This is a genomic window from Cryobacterium soli (genome assembly GCF_003611035.1).
In the GTDB taxonomy this organism is placed as follows: domain Bacteria; phylum Actinomycetota; class Actinomycetes; order Actinomycetales; family Microbacteriaceae; genus Cryobacterium; species Cryobacterium soli.
The window spans coordinates 951,323-965,029 of the sequence record NZ_CP030033.1 but is presented as its reverse complement, the minus strand read 5'-3'; the positions used below and the strand labels follow the sequence as shown (position 1 = coordinate 965,029).

11 protein-coding genes are annotated in these 13,707 nt (G+C 60.7%); 1 reads left to right on the top strand and 10 read right to left on the bottom strand.

Features of this window, described 5'->3' with window-relative positions; translation table 11 throughout:
* Positions 1-293: 293 nt before the first annotated feature.
* From DOE79_RS04440 to DOE79_RS04430, 3 genes are read right to left on the bottom strand one after another with little or no spacing between them, the layout of a single operon-like run.
* Entirely contained in the window at positions 294-1,328 is a 1,035-nt protein-coding gene (locus DOE79_RS04440) for an NAD(P)-dependent alcohol dehydrogenase (RefSeq protein WP_220094282.1), read from the bottom strand.
* On the bottom strand, positions 1,325-2,143 hold the full coding sequence (locus DOE79_RS04435) for a metal-sulfur cluster assembly factor (RefSeq protein ID WP_120337463.1): 819 nt from the start codon (positions 2,141-2,143) through the stop codon (positions 1,325-1,327). The genes DOE79_RS04440 and DOE79_RS04435 overlap by 4 nt, the downstream gene beginning before the upstream one ends.
* Positions 2,140-3,186 carry an amidohydrolase family protein gene (locus DOE79_RS04430; protein WP_120337462.1) on the bottom strand — a complete coding sequence of 349 codons (1,047 nt, stop codon included), beginning with the start codon at positions 3,184-3,186 and terminating at the stop codon, positions 2,140-2,142. The genes DOE79_RS04435 and DOE79_RS04430 overlap by 4 nt, the downstream gene beginning before the upstream one ends.
* A gap of 162 nt (positions 3,187-3,348) precedes the next feature.
* Here DOE79_RS04430 and DOE79_RS04425 point away from each other — a divergent pair, with 162 nt between their 5' ends.
* The gene (locus DOE79_RS04425) at positions 3,349-4,854 is read left to right on the top strand and encodes an AAA-type ATPase lid domain-containing protein (protein WP_120337461.1); all 1,506 of its coding nucleotides are present in this window, start codon (positions 3,349-3,351) and stop codon (positions 4,852-4,854) included.
* Positions 4,855-5,654: 800 nt separating this feature from the next.
* On the opposite strand, the gene DOE79_RS04420 is transcribed toward DOE79_RS04425, so the two are convergent.
* From DOE79_RS04420 to DOE79_RS04390, 7 genes are all read right to left on the bottom strand, one after another.
* The gene (locus DOE79_RS04420) at positions 5,655-6,662 is read right to left on the bottom strand and encodes a sugar phosphate isomerase/epimerase family protein (protein ID WP_120337460.1); all 1,008 of its coding nucleotides are present in this window, start codon (positions 6,660-6,662) and stop codon (positions 5,655-5,657) included.
* A 28-nt stretch (positions 6,663-6,690) separates the two neighbouring features.
* Positions 6,691-7,830, bottom strand: a complete 1,140-nt coding sequence (locus DOE79_RS04415; protein WP_120337459.1) for a Gfo/Idh/MocA family protein — start codon at positions 7,828-7,830, stop codon at positions 6,691-6,693.
* A complete protein-coding gene (locus DOE79_RS04410) occupies positions 7,830-8,804 on the bottom strand; it encodes an ABC transporter permease (protein WP_120337458.1) in 975 nt (324 codons plus the stop codon). The genes DOE79_RS04415 and DOE79_RS04410 overlap by 1 nt, the downstream gene beginning before the upstream one ends.
* Positions 8,805-10,313, bottom strand: coding sequence for a sugar ABC transporter ATP-binding protein (locus DOE79_RS04405; RefSeq protein WP_220094281.1), 1,509 nt, complete (start codon positions 10,311-10,313; stop codon positions 8,805-8,807).
* 5 nt (positions 10,314-10,318) lie between these two features.
* Positions 10,319-11,509, bottom strand: coding sequence for a levoglucosan dehydrogenase (locus DOE79_RS04400; RefSeq protein WP_120337457.1), 1,191 nt, complete (start codon positions 11,507-11,509; stop codon positions 10,319-10,321).
* 134 nt (positions 11,510-11,643) lie between these two features.
* Entirely contained in the window at positions 11,644-12,801 is a 1,158-nt protein-coding gene (locus DOE79_RS04395) for a substrate-binding domain-containing protein (protein ID WP_120337456.1), read from the bottom strand.
* 52 nt (positions 12,802-12,853) lie between these two features.
* Positions 12,854-13,675, bottom strand: coding sequence for a sugar phosphate isomerase/epimerase family protein (locus DOE79_RS04390; RefSeq protein WP_120337455.1), 822 nt, complete (start codon positions 13,673-13,675; stop codon positions 12,854-12,856).
* Positions 13,676-13,707: the final 32 nt, after the last annotated feature.

Sequence of the window (13,707 nt, the reverse complement as noted above, 5' to 3'; positions counted from 1 at the left end):
AATCCGAGGGTTTTCGGAGACATTCGGTAACGACTAAATTAAGGCCAGAACCTTCAGGGGGTCGCAGGTTCAAATCCTGTCAGCCCGACACTGCCCCCGCAACAAAGAAGGCCCGGAATCGTTGAGATTCCGGGCCTTTTGCCTTGCCGAAATGTGAACCCGCACGCCCTGCTCACACTCCTGGGTCTTGACCGGCTACCCGGGTTTGGCCGCCCCGCCCCGCGCAGGCGAGACGGCCATATCACCGGGCCTGACTGCGGATCCGGCATGGGATCCTCTGCTGCAGCTGTCCGTCAGGGCACGAGGATGGCCCGGCCGCGGACCTTGCCTGCATTCAGGTCGCTGATCGCTTTTTGGAAGTCGTCAAGCGCGTATTTTTGGGTATGAAGGGTGACGGCCCCGCGCGCAGCAAGGGCCATCAGGTCCTGCAGATCGTTGTATGAGCCAACCAGGTTGCCGATGATGTTGATTTCGGCAGAGACAATGTCGATGGTGGGAACGTTGATGTTCTCGCCGTAGCCCACCACGTAGTAGTTACCCGCTCGACGCAGCATTGCGATGCCCTGGGCGGTCGCCCCTCCTTCTCCGACAAAGTCGATGAGAGCCTCGGCGCCTTTGCCGCCAGTGAGCTGGAGTACCTGCTCGACCTGGGACCCGTCGGCGAGCACGCCCGCGTCCGCTCCGATCTCTTTCGCGAGGTCGAGGGCGGCGGAGCTGCGGTCGACGACAACGATGCGGGCCGGGGTGAGCGCCTTGAGAACTTGAATTCCGATGTGCCCCAAGCCTCCTGCGCCCAGGACCACACAGGTGTCCCTGGCTGTCAGCCGCGTGACCGCTTTGGCCGCCGCGTGATAGGCGGTCAGGCCGGCGTCGGCCAGAGCAGCGACATCGGACGGTTCCAGCGAGTCGTCGATCTTGACGACGGACCGGGCCGAGGTCAGGAGGTATTCGGCGTACCCGCCGTTGGTGTCGATTCCGGGGAATTTGCTTACGTCGCAGTGGACGTCATCGCCGGAGCGGCAGGCACGGCACAGGCCACAGGTGATCAGTGGGTGAAGGATGACCTTGTCTCCTTCCTTCACGTTGCTGACGGCGCTCCCGACGGCGTGCACCCAGCCGGCGTTTTCGTGCCCGATTGTGTAGGGCAGGTGGACGTGGGATTTCTCGGCCCACTGGCCCTCGAGAATGTGCAGGTCGGTCCTGCATACTCCGGCTCCGCCAATTCTGACGACGACGTCCCAGGGGCCGGTCACCTCGGGAACGGGCACTTCGGCCATCGTGAGCTCTTGGTGGTAACCAACGACCTGAACGGCTCGCATGGTGTTCATGAGTGAATCTCCTTGACTGTAAACGGAAGCAGGTTGTGGTGGTCGGCGGCTTCGGCGCCCTCGGGCCGGTCCACCTGTTCGTCGCCGGAGCCCTCGTAGCGTGTGCGCAGCAGACCGCGGCAGAAGTGGGCATTTCCGTCGATGGATATGCGCGTCGCGCGGGCGCGGCGCAACGCCATGGGGACGTCTCCGGGCGGGTAGGGACGGCCCTCGTGGTTGACGAAGACTATTGAGTCCGCGTCCCCGGGAAGTCCGAGGCCCGCCCGTCGGCGCAGCAGAGCATCTGTGTTCCTCCCCGCCGGAAGGTCCTGGAGGTGCACCGTTCCCAGGTCGGTTTCCGAAAGACCCGGATTCTCTCGCAGGAGGTCCGTGAGGCAACGCTCCATAGCGGCCGTGTGCGCCTTCCGGCGGAACGTCTGCCGCAGTTGATCCAGGCTGTCTTCGGCCTCGTGCCGAAAGGTCCCGCGGTAGCCGGCATCAGCGGCCAAACCGGCATTGATGAGGTCGGAATCGTGGTGGTCGTCCAGCTCGACGAGCACCTTCTCCACTCCTTCCAGCGCTGAAATGACGTCCTTGGAGTCGGACGCCATCAAGTAGGCAAAATTTGGCGAACAAAACGATGTGGGCAGCCGCAGGTGAACAACTGCCCGCGTCCCGTCCGGACCAGCGGAAACGGCCACCGAACGAACAAATCCAAGATCGGTGATCGGCTCGTCGAGTTCCGGATCGAGAACTGCGCCGAGTGCCCGGCGAATGTCCTCTTCGCTAACCGCGGCGTCGGCCCGGCTCGGACGCTCGATCTGGGTGGCGATCATCGGCTGGCCGCCAGATCGGCCCGCTCCGGCTGACGTGGGCCGGTTGTTGTCTCGTCGGCATCCGAGAGCCGGAGCTCTGCAGGCACCGGAATGTCATACATCTTCGCGGCGTTGAGTCCCAGGATCTTCTTCTTCTGGGCAGTGGTGAGCGGGCCGTACTCGGTCATGTCTTCCGGGATCTGGAAGTCGACGAACCGCTCAATCAGCCAGCGGGGTGACCAGATGGCGTAGTCACTGGAGAACTGGATCCGGTCCTCCCCGATCCAATAGATGAGCTCGCCGATGATCTGGGCGAAGTACCGCGGCCGCGTGTGCATGAAGGGCATTGCGACGGCCAGGCCGCCATGCACATTCGGCTCCTGGGTGGCGATCCAGCAAAAGTCCTCCAGCCGGGGCAGGCCCACGTGTTCGACCACAAAGTTGAGATCAGTGAAGTCCGACGCCGCGTGATCGACGTCGGCGACGTCGAAAGCGTCGCGGTCCAGCGGGCGGATAGTAGGACCCTTGTGGACGTGGATGTTCTTGATGCCGAGTTTGCGGCACTCCTCGAAATACCGGTAGGACCAGGGGTCGGAGAGCTTGTACCCACGGGAATCGCCGTGCCACTCGCCGGTGTAAAGCTTCACTCCTGTGAAGCCCATCTTTTCATGATCGGCACGCAGCCGGTCAAGGCCTGCCTCGCCGTCGCGGGGGTCATAACAGTGGTTGTACGTGAGCTTGCCCGGATTCGCCGCGGCCAGGTCGTACGCCTCCTCTACCTGTGCGAATCCGTTCTTGTAGAACTCGCCGAGATAGGCCGGCTGAAAGATCGCGTGGTCGACGTAGCCGTCCTCGAATAGATCCTTCATGAGGCGTTCGCCGCCCTGGTAAAGGAATTCTTCGTAGGACCAGTGTTCCTCGTCCGGGCCGAGGTTGCGGTGGTAGTCGTAGAAGCAATCGATGAACTGCTTGCCGTGAATGTTGCTCTGGTTCTCCGGCCGGGCGTCCCACAGTGCGATGTGGGCGTCAACGATGAAATAGTTTTCGCCATCTTTGCTGTACATGTCTGGTCTCCTCCTCGGGACTGCCATAGTCCCGACACCATCGAGGCTAGGTCCCCGGGGAGAGCGCCAACATGTGGTGCGTGTCTCATTTTGAGACAGTTTGAATGGTCGCTCACAGCCTGGGGCGTTACTCTCGAAGTACCGATGGCAAGGAGAACGGCGATGGTGCCGAACCAGGACGAAGGGCTCGCCAAGCTGGCCCGCGAGCCGCATGCAGGCCAGATCGCCCCTGCTGCCAGACGCCTTCTCGCGTCGTGGCAGCGAAGCGAAGAGTACGGTGTCTCGGCCGAGATCGTCGACCCGGCGTGGGCCGGCCCGGCCGCAAGCGACTCGCTGTTCTTCCACTGTGGACAAGAGGTACTCGCCGGCCTCCATGGAACTCTCGCAAACGAACCGGTGAGCCTGATGCTCACCGACGCCGACGGGCTGGTCCTCAACCGGTTCAGCGGGGACACCTCGCTGCTGCGGGCGCTTGACAAGGTGTATCTGGCGCCCGGCTTCGCGTTCTCGGAGCGCGAAGCCGGAACGAACGCGCTTGGGCTGGCGCTGGCGGACCGGACGCCCAGCCTCGTGCGGGCCGAGGAACACTACAGTGCCAGCCTGCGCACGTACACGTGTGCCGCCGTCCCTGTCCTCGATCCTCAAACAGGCCGTCTCGAAGGCAGCGTCAACATCACCACCTGGGCCCGGTCCTCGCCTGATCTCCTGCTGGCGCTGGCACAATCCGCCGCGGGCAACACATCAGCGCTCATGCTCGCCCGATCGCAGGGACACCGGAGCAGACCCGAGCCGAAAGGTGGGGTGTTCCATGTCCAGCGTGGACGGCTGGAACCGGGGTCCGGCACGTTGCGAGCCATGTCACCTGCGTGGACAGAAGCGCTCGATCGGGCGGCGCAGGCGCTGACCGCCGGCCGGGTGGTCGCCGCCGTCGGGGAGCAAGGGTCCGGACGCACGACCTTGTTGGGGCAGGCCATGCGTCAGGCCTGTCCCGGGAGCCGGATCCTCTGCGCGTCCGTTCCCGCACCCGAAGAAGTCGACTACTGGCTGTCCTTGTGGACGCCCGAGTTGTCCAAACCGGGAACCGCGGTCATCATCGAGAATGTCCATTCCCTGCCCGCATGGGCGGCTGAGGAATTACGCGCCCGTGTATCCGGTGCGCTGCGATCACTGCCGTCGCCCCCCACAGGAGGTCCTCCGACCCTCACGTGGGCGGTCACCGCAGAAAGGCTCGATGCGGTCCCTCCGCCGCTGGCCGCCCTGGTGGACACCGTGGTGCCCGTCCCCGCATTGCGCGAACGTGCCGCCGACGTTCTGCCACTGGCCCGGTACGCCGCCCGCCAGACACGCCTGCGTGAAGTCGACTTCACCGGCGCCGCTGAACACATGCTGACGAGTCATGATTGGCCGGGCAACATCGACCAGCTTTTCATCGCTGTACAGGCCGCGGCACTCCTCGCGGAAACCATCGACGTGCGGCACCTGCCCTCCACCCTGGTCGGACGACCAGGCCCCCACCTTAGCCGTATCGAGTCCGTCGAACGCGATGAGATCGTCCGGTGCCTGTCCCGCCCCGGCATCACCGTTGCTGCCGCAGCAGCAGAGCTGGGGATGGGCCGCGCGACCATCTACCGCCGCATGGCACGGCTCGGAATAACACTGCCCAAATAGGAGACCACGACGCCGCTCCTCGTAACTCCGAACCTTGACCCAGGGGATGTCGACCCCGAAGCGTTGAAACGCTTCGTTGTGAGCAACCGCAACTTAGTTGACCGCCCATAACCCAAGGGGTCGCAGGTTCTGTTTGTGGGCGTCAGTCTTCCCGGTGTTGCTTCGGGATTCGGTGCTTTCTCTGACATTTCAAAGGATGGTTGGCGTTTTCGTGCGCGCCGAATTGACTCTGATGCAGTCCGGCGTGCCGGAATGGCAGTAGACCCGAGGAGCGCAGGAGAGCTGGAGCGGAAGCACTCCGTTCGAAACGTGCCGCGCAGACCGTACCGGCCGATGTCTGCCCCATCTGATTAGATGAGCTCAAGCAGAAACGGGGCGATCATGACGGACGTGGCAGCGGGACTCGGCGGGAGTGCCAGCAGGGGATTCGTTGCCGCCTTCTCGGACGCCAGGCGCCGACACTACGAAGACAAGGTGTTCTCCGGCGTCAGGCGGCGGTGGACTTACTGTCCTGGATTCCCGAACTCCGTCGGCTGCTCATAGTGCTCGAAGCGGAGTGTGATGAGGCCGCGTGGAACGATGTGATGACGCGGGCGTACGCGTCGGTGCGCCGGGTTCGCGAGCTCACCCCGCGAGGGTGGGGCCATCGGGCACCCCACGTGCCGGGGCTGAGTCCCCGGATGAACAAGTCAGTGGACAGCTGTTTACGCCAGCAACGCGTTGGCAGGAAACTGGGGACGGTTCAACCCGGCCTGTGATTACGGTCATAGTGACCAGCGACTGTGTGTGGGGCTGCCCCATCAGCCCTGGCTGCTGAACACCGCGTCAAACGAAGTCGACGCTGGCGTCCAGAGCAATGTCCGAATGAAAGCAAGCGCTTCCGGGGCACCGCGAAGTCGGTCCATGCCGGAATCTTCCCATTCGACGGAAATGGGACCGGAATAGCCGATCGTGTTCAGAGCGCGGAAACTAGCTTCCCAATCCACGCTACCGTGACCCGCCGAGACGAAGTCCCATGAGCGTTTTGGGTCACCCCACGGTAAATGCGAGGAAAGCCGCCCCCGACGGCCGTCCTTCGGCAGCAAAATGGTGTCCTTGCAATCCACGTGATAAATCCGATCGGCGAAGTTGTGGATGAACGCCGCAGGGTCGATGTCCTGCCACATCAAATGTGAAGGGTCCCAGTTCAGGCCAAACGCCGGACGGTGTCCGATGGCTTCGAGCGTCTTCTCCGTCGTGTACCAGTCATAGGCAATTTCGCTGGGGTGAACTTCAAGGGCAAACCGCACACCATTGTCATCAAAGACATCCATAATGGGGTTCCAACGGTCAGCGAAATCTTCATAACCCGCCTCGATGACATGCTCCGGTACCGGCGGGAACATTGCAACATAGGGCCATATTTTTGAGCCCGTGAAACCCACCACGGTGTCGACGCCCAGCCGGCGAGCAGCGATGCCGGTGAGTTTGAGCTCCTGGGCGGCGCGCTGGCGAACACCCTCGGCTTCCCCGTCTCCCCAGACTCGCGAACCAACGATGGCCTGATGGCGAAAATCGATGGGATCATCGCAGACGGCCTGACCCTTGAGGTGGTTCGAAATCGCAAAGAGTTTCAGGTTGTGGCGCTTGAGAATATCGAGGCGGTCCTGAAGGTAGGCATCATCTTCTGCGGCGCGCCATACGTCGAGGTGTTCGCCTGAACAGGCGATTTCCAGGCCGTCGTAGCCCCACTCGCTGGCATACTTCGCGACCTGCTCAAGCGGCAGGTCAGCCCACTGACCGGTGAAAAGGGTGACGGGTCGAGACATGTGTTACTCCTTGGTGGTCAGTATGAATCTACTGAGTTAGGGCTGCATCGAGAACGGTGAGGCTGTTGTGCGTCACAGCAGTAGTCACCGCAGTGGGACTCGCCACGTCGACCCACCGGCCGGATTGTGCGGACGTCAACACTGCATCCGTGATGATCGCGGCCCGTAAACCGTCCACAAAGGTGGGAAGGCCGTCGACGTTTTGGCCCTGAAATGAGGCATAGGCATCCGCTGTAAAAGCGTTGAAAGCATCTTGATATCCCCTCGGGTGCCCGGCAGGAAGATGCGCCAGACTCTGGGACGACAGGGAGGCCAGCTCTGCGGAGCCCGAGTAGATTGTGCTCTCACTACTCTGGTTGGAGGCCGTGAACTTTCCCGGGCGCTCCTGGTTCCATCGGTAAGATTCCAGCTCCCCATCAAAGGAAAAGTGGAGCCGGTTCTTGCGCCCATGGGTGATCTGACTTGCGATGAGCGTGCCCGATGCGCCTCGATCTGTCTCAAACAAGATGGACGCGGCATCTTCGGTCGCCCCGCGTTCAGGATGCGATCGCGAGAGCGCTGAGACGAGTCGCGTAATGCGGTGCCCTGTCACGAACTCCATCAGGTCGCACCAATGAACGCCGATGTCAGCGAAGGCGCGCGACGAGCCGCCGACCGTTTCATCGACCCGCCAGTTTGTGGCTGTGGGCAGTGCGAGCCAATCCTGGAGATACGAGCCGTGAAGCAGATGCATCTCCCCGGCCGAACCGTCTGAGATCCGCGATCGTATCTCACGAACAGCGGGGTAATAACGGTAGATGAACGGAACCGCAGTCGGTGTTCCGGACATCCTGGCGCGGCTCACCAGCTCTTCCGCGTCTGACACCAGCGTCGCCAACGGCTTCTCGCACACGACAGGTTTTCCGGCCAGAAGAGCCAGGCCTGCCTGCTCAGAATGAAACGCATTCGGCGTGCAGACATGGATGACGTCCACCGCATCCGACTCGATCAATGCGCGGGCGCTTTGAGCGATACCGTGGATACCCAACCGGGCCGCAGCGCGAGCGGAGCTATCAGGCGACGAGCTCGCGATCAGCACAACCTCGGAGCCGGCTGCCCTGATTGCTCGCGCATGGACCTCTGCCATGAAACCACCGCCGAGGATGCCGGCGCGGAGTCGGGGCTGCATCAGCTTGAGGCCTTTTTACTCGACAAGGCAACGGCGACAATGATGATGGCGCCACGAACGACCTGCTGCTGACTCACTTCAAGACCGGCGAGAATCAAACCGTTGTTGACCAGGCCGATGAAAAGCGCACCGAAGAGCGATCCGATGATTGCGCCACGGCCGCCGAAGAGAGACGTTCCGCCCAGAATCACCGCAGCGATGACTGAGAGTTCATCACCGGTTCCCCATTGGAAGCGTCCGGACTGAAGGCGACCCGCGTAGAGCATGCCTGCGATGGCGGCCACGAGCCCGGAGAGGAGCAAAACGTAGAACTTGATCCGGGCGGTGTTGACTCCGGTAAACATGGCTGCCTGAGTGTTCCCACCCGTAGCCCGAACCTGGCGGCCGAATTTCGTCTTGTTCATGACGACCGCGCCAATGGCCACAACGACCACGGCCCAAATCAGAAGGGAGGGAATTGGGCCGACATTGCCGCCACCGAAGATCTGGATGAACGTGGCATCGGCGATCGGCACTGGTGCAGAAGCCGTGATCCAGCGGGCCACGCCCACAATGAGGCCGAGCATTCCCAAGGTCACGAGAAAGGAGGGCACTTTGAGCCATGCGACAAGTCCGCCGTTGACAGCACCGACAACGAGCCCGACCAGCAGGCCGGCGAGAATGCCCGGTACCAGCCCGTAGGAAGACATTGCCAGGGCAGAAACCACGGAGGATAGGCCGGCGACAGACCCGATACTGAGGTCGATCTCAGCAGTGGCGATCACGAATGTCATGGCCACGGCCATGATTGAAATGGTGGCCGTCTGGCGTGCAATGTTCAGGAGGTTGTTGGTACTCGTGAAACCGTTGTCGCCCAAGAGAACGGCGAAGAGGATAAACACCACCACAAAACCGACGTAAATAATGTTCTGGCGCCAGTCAAAGCGGTGAACAAAGTGAAGACTGCGGTTCATTTTCGTAGTCAGCGTGGACATTTATGCTCCTTGTACAGCGAGTTGGAGGAATTCTTCAGATGGGATGTCCGCCCGCGAAAGATCGCGAGCCACTTCGCCATCTCGGAGAACCAGGATGCGGTCGCTCACCGATAACAGCTCCGGGAGTTCGGACGAAATGATGATGACGGCCTTTCCGTCGTCGGCGATCTGGCGAACCATGGCCAAGATCTCTTTCTTGGTACCGATGTCTACGCCAGCAGTGGGCTCATCCATCATGAGGATGTCTGGATCAGTGCCGAGCCATTTTCCGATCACGACCTTCTGCTGGTTTCCACCCGAGAGCCTTGAGACATCCATTGTTTGGTCGGCGACCTTGATGGAAAACTTGCCAATGATCTCTTGTGCCCGGGTGGCTATCGTGGAAGAACGCAGGAGTGGCCCGCTCTTGAGTTCGTCGAGGAGGGGAAGGGTGATGTTCTCCTGCACGGAGTGCTCCAGCACCAAGCCCTGAGCTCGGCGATCTTCGGGGATCAGTGCGAGCCCGAGGGAGATCGCGTGCCCTGGATTGCGAATGGAAACGGTCTGGCCATTGATCGTGATCGTTCCGGCGGACGCCCGATCGATTCCGAATAGCGTGTTCACCAGTTCCGTGCGGCCACTGCCCATGAGACCCGCCAGACCGAGAATTTCTCCGCGGTGCAGGTTGAAAGTGACATCTGACAGACGTTTGCCGGAAGCCAGACCGGTCACCGTCATCACGGCATCCGTGCTGATTCTTGCGCTGCGGTCTTCGTAGGCCATGATCCCGGACATTTCTCGTCCAACAATGGCTGCGACAATCTGCGCCGGAGAGACATCGGAGAGTTTTGCGGTCAAAGCATTCTTGCCGTCGCGAAGCACGGTAATGCGATCGGCAACTCGGTACACCTCATCCATTCGGTGTGAAATGTAGATGATGGAGATTCCACGGGCCTGGAGTCGCTCGATGAGTTCGAAGAGCGCATTCGTCTCGTGCTTGGCCAGCGATGCCGTGGGTTCATCCATGATGAGCACACGGGCGTTCTGGGCCAAGGCTTTGGCGATTTCGGTGAGCTGCCAGAGCGCTGTGGGCATGTTTTCGAGCAGACTCGTGACGTCGACGCTGACACCCATGTCCACGAAAATGGCGCGCGCTTTCTCACGGGCGAGGGCATCATTGATGAGACCGAATTTGCCCATGGGTTCAGCCGTTAGGAAGATGTTCTCCCAGACGGTGAGGGTGGGGATCAGGCTGAACTCCTGGAAAACCATACCGATGCCTGCTGCCCGCGCAGCGAAAGTGTCGGTCAAAGAGGCTGTCTCACCCGCAACCTTCACCTCGCCGCTGTCACGCTGATAAACGCCCTGCAGGATCTTCATGAGAGTGGACTTGCCCGCACCATTTTCACCGGCAAGAGCATGCACTTCGCCAACGGCCAGTTCAAAATCGACCTCGCGAAGAACAGGTACTCCGCTGAAGGATTTGGTGATGCCGGACATCTCAACTGCGAGCACAGGAGTCGTGGACATCTGGTTTATTCGACCTTCCCGGTCTCGCGGTTGAGCTGAGGGACCTTGACCCACTGTCCGGTCGCTGCCGAGGTGAGAATGGCGTGATCCACCAAAGCAACCTGGTAGCCATCGCCGAAGTCAGGGCGAACAGGTTCACCACCGGCAATAGCGGTGAAAAGGTCGTGGGCTTCGATGATCTTCGTTTCGCCGTAACCGATACCCAACGCCGGGATGGGCCACAGGTTGGCGCCATTGGGGTGGTTGGGGCCGGTGTACACAGTGCGGAATCCGCGGCGGTCGTTTACATCGCTCTTGAAACAGACCTGAAGTTCGTCCCGGTTCTCATAGTTGAAGACGATGGACCCCTCTGAACCATGGATCTCGAGAGTGATGAAGTTGTTGCGACCCCAGGCATTGCGAGTTGCTTCGACGGAACCGATGGCTCCGCTGGCGAACTTCACCAGCGACAAGACCTCGTCTTCTACATCAACGGGTCCCATCGGTCCGCCATCAGCTTTGGAATTTCCGAGCGAGTCGGCACCAGCCTGCTGCAAGGGGCGTTCCGTGATGATGTTGGCCGTCAGACTGCTTACTTCGGTGATCTCACCGGCGAGGTAACGAGCCATGTCGAGAACGTGGGTCAGGATGTCGCCCACAGCACCCGAACCGGCAATTGACTTCTTGAAACGCCACGACAGGGGCGACTCGGGGTCGGCCGACCAATCCTGCAGATACGTCGCACGAACATTCAGGATGCGCCCAATAGCGCCTTCGTCAATATAACGTTTCGCCAGCGCGACAGCGGGGGTTCGGCGGTAGTTGAAGGCCACCATGTGCACGCGATCGCTTCCGCGCGAGGCCTCGTACATTCTCGCTGATTCTTCTACGGTGCGGGCCAGAGGCTTCTCGCAGATGACGTGCTTACCGGCTTCGAGAGCGGCGATGGCGATCTCCGCATGAAGATTATTGGGGGTTGCGATGTCAACGAGGTCAATCTCGGGATCATCGATGATGGAGCGCCAGTCACTTGTGGACTTCTGAAAACCGAAGCGCGCCGCAGCGTCCGAAGCCAGATCATCGGTGGCCTCCGCGATGCTGTGCTTGACCGGCATGATGTCGGTGGGCCAGTAAAACATGGGGACAGCAGAGTAAGCCAGCGAGTGGGCCTTACCCATGAATCCGCCGCCGATGAGGCCAACATTGATTTTCTTCATTGTGAATTCCTTGTCGTTTGAGGCGAAAGCCTGGGAAAGGCTGCAACCGGGCTGTGTGGGCAAAGCGTAAGGTGCGTGGGGCCGGCAGCAACAAGTGGAACGTCTGCTGCCGGCCCCACAATCGGAAGTGCGTTTTACTTCTTGTAGACGCTCGAGATCGAATCAGGTGCTTCGACCTGGTAGACCGTCTTCCACGATTCGAGGACGTTTTCGTGCGTCACCGGGAGGGCGCCGAGGGCGACGAAGTTCGGAATGTCCGCCTTGCCGATGAGTGAAGCTGCGCCCAGACGAGCCTCTGCGACGCCCTGGTCGTAGGGGCGCTGAGCGCCCAGGCCGACGATGAGTTCGTCCTTGGCCAGAGCAATAGCAACGTTGGTCCCGAGGTCTTCGGTTGCAATCTTCAGATCCGGGCGACCGGATTCACGGGCAGCAGCCATGATGCCTTCGGCAGGAACGTCCCAAACTCCCCAGATTCCGGCGAGGTTCGGGTACTTGGTCAGCAAGGCGGTGGTAGCTGCCTGCGCGTCGCCGGCGAAGTCGGGGCCGCCGATACCCTTTTCTTCAACAATGGTGATGTCGGGGTAGAGGGCAATCGTTTCTTTGAAACCCTCGTAGCGCTGGGCTGTCACGAAGAACTCCGCGTCGTGGAAGACGAGACCGATCTCACCCTGGCCGCCGAGAGCTTTGGCCAGAAGGTGAGCTGATACGACACCGTTGCCTTTGTTGTCAGCGGAGACAATGGAAACGTAGTCTTTGCCGCCAACAAAACCATCAGGAACATTGTCCATGAAGACGAGCTTCACGCCGGCGTCGCGAGCCTGAGCGTAGGCGGAAGCGGTTGCCACCGGGTCGGTGGGAATAGACACGATCAGGTCGGGTTTCAGCGCGAGCACGGTCTCCAGGTCAGAGACTTGCTGCTCAGGCTTGAAGTTGGCGTCTGTCACCGCAACGACTTCCATGCCCAAGCGAGTGAATTCTGACTCGAGCCCTTGCACCTGTGCGGTGGACCAGTCGTTTCCGGCGTAGTGCATAACAATCGCGACCTTGAAGTTCCCGGCCTTGACCTTGGCAACTTCGTCATCGGTCAGCGTCGTTGCATCGAAATCCGCGGGCGCTTCGCCGTTCGGACCAACGCTCAGCACCTGTCCCGACATTCCAGCCAGTGCCGCGTCTACCTGTGCCGACACATCAGCATTTTCCGTGCTCGCGGTTCCGGTGGTTGCTGTTGAGCATGCTCCAAGACTGAGCACCAACGCTGTGCCGAGGGCAAGCGCTGCAATTGATTTCTTCATTGAAACAACTTTCTTCTTGTGGGGGAGAGGGGATTAATCTCGAAGCGTGTTGCTAGTGGGCAAGAAGGTCATCGAGGTACCGCTTGCTGATGACGGCGGCATCGGTGGGGTCGCCGTCATATGAATCCAGTTCGACCATGAGCCAGCTGTCGTAGCCGGCTGATCGAACTGCTGCAATCACGCCAGGAAAATCGATGTCTCCCTGTCCGAGCGGAAGAAAATCACCGGTGGCGTATTTGTAGTCCTTGAGGTGCACGTGGGCCAGACGCTCACCGTATTTCTCGATCAGTTCCACCGGATTTCCACCGCCGGCAGTCAGGTGGGCGGTATCGGGGCAGAATTTGATTGTGGACAGACCCATCAGCCGTTCGAGGGCGTCGGGCCCCTCAACGATGGTTCCGAGGTGAGGATGGTAGGTGCAGTCCAGCCCAAAGGAGGCGGCAATCTCCACAACCTGGTCAAGGGCACGACCCAGCTTGGCCATGTCGTCTGGCTGTTCGCCTCGTGCGCGCTTGGCGCCCCCACCCACGACCAACCTGGTGGCACCGAATTCCGAGGCGAGCTTGGCCGACTGGGAGATTTTGTGAAGCTCATCTTCGAGGATGTCGTCATAAATGAAGTTGGCGCCGGTGTAGACGGCAACAAGCTCAAGCTTGGCCTTCTTCAAAGCATCGATCAGTACGTCTGGCCGATCCGCATATTCGGCGAGATCTCCATCGAAGACCTCCGTCCCCTGATAACCAGCGGATGCGATGTCAGAGATCGCCTCCAGGGTATCGCCATTCGCACGATAGAAGAGGTCTTTCACAGCCGTGACGCCGGAGGGATGCCCTACGACCCCGCCCCATGTAATGGCCGAGTAGCCAATCTTCATTGATGTGCCTTTCATAAGTGAAGCTCCACTGC

Bases quoted from the DNA above. Each gene is read 5' to 3' on its own strand.
- DOE79_RS04440 (WP_220094282.1), bottom strand. From the start codon at position 1,328: ATGAACACCATGCGAGCCGTTCAGGTCGTTGGTTACCACCAAGAGCTC.
- DOE79_RS04435 (WP_120337463.1), bottom strand. From the start codon at position 2,143: ATGATCGCCACCCAGATCGAGCGTCCGAGCCGGGCCGACGCCGCGGTT.
- DOE79_RS04430 (WP_120337462.1), bottom strand. From the start codon at position 3,186: ATGTACAGCAAAGATGGCGAAAACTATTTCATCGTTGACGCCCACATC.
- DOE79_RS04425 (WP_120337461.1), top strand. From the start codon at position 3,349: ATGGTGCCGAACCAGGACGAAGGGCTCGCCAAGCTGGCCCGCGAGCCG.
- DOE79_RS04420 (WP_120337460.1), bottom strand. From the start codon at position 6,662: ATGTCTCGACCCGTCACCCTTTTCACCGGTCAGTGGGCTGACCTGCCG.
- DOE79_RS04415 (WP_120337459.1), bottom strand. From the start codon at position 7,830: ATGCAGCCCCGACTCCGCGCCGGCATCCTCGGCGGTGGTTTCATGGCA.
- DOE79_RS04410 (WP_120337458.1), bottom strand. From the start codon at position 8,804: ATGTCCACGCTGACTACGAAAATGAACCGCAGTCTTCACTTTGTTCAC.
- DOE79_RS04405 (WP_220094281.1), bottom strand. From the start codon at position 10,313: ATGTCCACGACTCCTGTGCTCGCAGTTGAGATGTCCGGCATCACCAAA.
- DOE79_RS04400 (WP_120337457.1), bottom strand. From the start codon at position 11,509: ATGAAGAAAATCAATGTTGGCCTCATCGGCGGCGGATTCATGGGTAAG.
- DOE79_RS04395 (WP_120337456.1), bottom strand. From the start codon at position 12,801: ATGAAGAAATCAATTGCAGCGCTTGCCCTCGGCACAGCGTTGGTGCTC.
- DOE79_RS04390 (WP_120337455.1), bottom strand. From the start codon at position 13,675: ATGAAGATTGGCTACTCGGCCATTACATGGGGCGGGGTCGTAGGGCAT.